At 42.0% G+C, this 502-nt stretch carries 1 protein-coding gene and 1 pseudogene; both read left to right on the top strand.

Annotation, left to right across the window (positions count from 1 at the left end):
• The first annotated feature begins 114 nt into the window (after positions 1-114).
• A complete protein-coding gene (locus R7Q46_RS30710) occupies positions 115-270 on the top strand; it encodes a hypothetical protein (RefSeq protein ID WP_005461930.1) in 156 nt (51 codons plus the stop codon).
• 12 nt (positions 271-282) lie between these two features.
• Positions 283-502, top strand: a pseudogene (locus R7Q46_RS30705) (isoprenoid biosynthesis protein ElbB); the annotation flags it as partial.

Genomic DNA, 502 nt, shown 5'->3' with positions numbered 1-502 from the left:
TACTACTCACGAATGCCAAAGGAAACTTCAGCTTAACTCAAAAATGATCAGGTTCAACGTACTGTTTTATAAATTTCAGTATAAAAATGATTCTGTTATGCGTTTGGAGTCGATATGAAACACTTTCTACCATCGAGCGTCATGCTGACACCTTTTGTGGTCCGCTACTATGATGAAGAAGAAGACGATCAAGAAATCGTCGAAACTAAGGCAAATGCTCAATCTCAGTCCCCAAATATAAAAGAGCAACAAACGGAAATATCAGACTAAAGGAATCTTAAAATGAAAAAAGTCGCAGTTATTTTGAGTGGCTCAGGTGTTTATGATGGTTCAGAGTTACATGAAGCCGTGCTAGCCCTGCACGCCATCGAAAAAGCTGGTGCTACTTGGCATTGCTTCGCTCCAAACATTGATCAATTACACGTCATCAATCATCTCACTGGCGAAGAAATGGATGAGCCACGCAACGTGCTCGTTGAAGCGGCACGCATCGCGCGTGGAA

This window comes from Vibrio sp. 811 (assembly GCF_033339195.1).
This window is presented reverse-complemented; position numbering and strand designations above follow the sequence as displayed.

Excerpts from the sequence above, each read along its gene's own strand:
- R7Q46_RS30710 (WP_005461930.1), top strand. The coding sequence starts at position 115 with ATGAAACACTTTCTACCATCGAGCGTCATGCTGACACCTTTTGTGGTC.